The organism is Microcystis sp. M53603_WE2, from assembly GCF_030065435.1.
Map to the genome: position 1 here is coordinate 1 of NZ_JASJFF010001378.1, position 2,323 is coordinate 2,323.

Consider the following 2,323-nt stretch of genomic DNA (forward strand, 5'->3'; position numbering starts at 1 on the left):
AGTCCATTTAATCATGATCCTACTGCCGCAGAATTAGCAATTTTAGGAACTTGGTATAATACAATTCAAGATAGTTTACCGACCGAATTACAACCACCTGTTAAACAATGGCAACAGGAAGAACCAGGAAATAGAATTAAGGCTTTTTTAAGAGGTTGGGCAAAAGCTATCAATCGTCCCATAGTATTATTTATAGATGAAATTGACTCTTTACAAGACCAAACATTAATATCAGTTTTACGACAGTTAAGAGATGGTTTTCCTAACCGTCCTGAAAATTTTCCCTCATCAGTAGGATTAATTGGTTTACGAGATGTGCGAGATTATAAAGTAGCATCTGGTGGTAGTGATAGATTAAATACATCTAGTCCTTTTAATATCAAAGTGGCTTCTCTGACTATGCGAAATTTTAATCTTGCAGAAGTGGGAGAATTATATCAACAACATACAGCAGCAACTGGACAAATTTTCACACCAGAAGCAATAGAAACAGCATTTTATTTAACTCAAGGACAACCTTGGTTAGTCAATGCTTTAGCTAAAGAAATTGTAGAAAAAATGGCGAAAGATAGAAGTATTACTATTACTAAGGAACACATTTTAACAGCCAAAGAAATATTAATTGCACGTCAAGATACTCACTTAGATAGTTTAGCGGAAAGATTAAGAGAACCAAGAATTCAAGCCATTATTGAACCGATGTTAGCAGGTTTAGAATTAGGGAATATACCTAATGATGATATTCAATTTGTCATTGATTTAGGATTATGTAAAATGCACCCCTATGGAGGTTTAACTATTGCTAATCCCATTTATCGGGAAGTGTTACCCCGGGTGTTAACAGTGACACCAATGGCTTCTTTACCGATGATTGCACCCACTTGGTTAAATTCAGAAGGTGAATTAAATATAGATGCTTTATTAACAGCATTTCTCAAATTTTGGCGACAACAGGTCGAACCATTATTAGGTAGCACTGGTTATCATGAAATCGCTCCACATATAGTATTAATGGCTTTTTTACATCGTGTGGTTAATGGTGGGGGAGTTTTAGAAAGGGAATATGCAATTGGTAGCGATAGAATGGATTTATGTTTGCAGTATAAAGATGTAATTTTAGGGATTGAATTAAAAGTATGGCGTGATAAAAAACGCGATCCTCAAGCTGATGGAATTGAACAATTAGAATTTTATTTAGCACGTTTAGGGTTAGATTTTGGTTGGTTATTTATCTTTGATAGGCGGAAAAATGCCTTACCAATGGAAGAGAGGTTATCCACTGAAGTTGTGGTGACGGAAAATCAATATAGAATTACTGTAATTAGAGCTTGAGTGTTTTAAATGAAGTATTTTTGCAAACAATGCTTTTTTCAAAGATATTTAACGGTGAATTTATAAGGTACGTTGCATTTAATTAACACACCCTACAGAATTGGCTGCTTAATTTTTATTTCAGCTATTCATAAACTTTACTTCTATGGGCGATAAAAATTATCGTTACCAGTTTTAAATCATCATTAATTTCATAAATAACTCTATAGTCACCTACTCGATAACGATAATAACCTGATAAGCTAAACGGCGCTTAACCTGCATGATCCAACAGCTATAACCCTTTTGGAGTCTATATCGGTGATCCGAAGTAAAAGCCGTTTAGCTTAACTCACCTTTGAGAGATTTTATATTAGGATGATTACGAGGATTAATTTTTAAACGTTCAAAACATCTATCTAACTTTTTTTGTAAAGTAGCAGAAGCAGATTCAAAAAACTCCCCTGCATCAATACTAATAACAACAGTATAATTAATATTGTCGTTTAAGTTTGTCAACAGTAATCACCTTTCCTTGTTTTACATTTTCTCTAGCATGATCAAAATTTTCTTTAAATCCTACAATCTCTAATAACTCTTGAGTAGCATCATCTTCTCTTGTTGCCAAATATGCTAAAAAATCAACTGCTACGAGTAATTTTTCTGGTGACAGTTGTTCAACATATTTTTGGATTTGTTCACGAAGTTCTAACGTATTCATAGATTATTTTGGTTATTTACCCAATTTGATTATATCTGATTCTGAGAAAATTTAGATCCGCGACTTCTGTTATTAATCTTCTCATGTAATAGATAATTTGTAGGGTGTGTTAGCGACAGCGTAACGCACCTCATATTTGCTCAATAATTTATTTTAGGTTCTTCGTTACTTGGTATGGTTCGATAGGGGGGCATAAATCGACTAAATCCTTATCTGGCAAGAGACTTAATTGATTAGTTCGCTCTAGATAAAAAACAATTGACAAAAATCGCTAAATGCCTTTCTCTATAA

Annotated in this window: 4 protein-coding genes; 1 reads left to right on the forward strand and 3 read right to left on the reverse strand. The window is 33.6% G+C overall.

The window, feature by feature from the left end:
* Positions 1–1,332, forward strand: a 1,332-nt coding sequence (locus PX481_RS28945) for an ATP-binding protein (protein WP_288097409.1), incomplete at its 5' end; no start/stop codon positions are given.
* Between the two features lie 124 nt (positions 1,333–1,456).
* Here PX481_RS28945 and PX481_RS29970 read toward each other — a convergent pair.
* The 3 genes from PX481_RS29970 to PX481_RS28955 form a co-directional block, all read right to left on the reverse strand.
* The gene (locus tag PX481_RS29970) at positions 1,457–1,531 is read right to left on the reverse strand and encodes a hypothetical protein (protein WP_353852242.1); all 75 of its coding nucleotides are present in this window, start codon (positions 1,529–1,531) and stop codon (positions 1,457–1,459) included.
* A 122-nt stretch (positions 1,532–1,653) separates the two neighbouring features.
* On the reverse strand, positions 1,654–1,830 hold the full coding sequence (locus PX481_RS28950) for a hypothetical protein (RefSeq protein WP_288097414.1): 177 nt from the start codon (positions 1,828–1,830) through the stop codon (positions 1,654–1,656).
* Positions 1,805–2,032 (reverse strand): hypothetical protein, encoded by a 228-nt coding sequence (locus tag PX481_RS28955; RefSeq protein ID WP_288097412.1) that lies wholly within the window; start codon positions 2,030–2,032, stop codon positions 1,805–1,807. Before PX481_RS28955 ends, PX481_RS28950 begins: the two co-directional genes overlap by 26 nt.
* Between the last annotated feature and the right edge of the window lie 291 nt (positions 2,033–2,323).

Bases quoted from the DNA above. Each gene is read 5' to 3' on its own strand.
- PX481_RS28955 (WP_288097412.1), bottom strand. From the start codon at position 2,032: ATGAATACGTTAGAACTTCGTGAACAAATCCAAAAATATGTTGAACAA.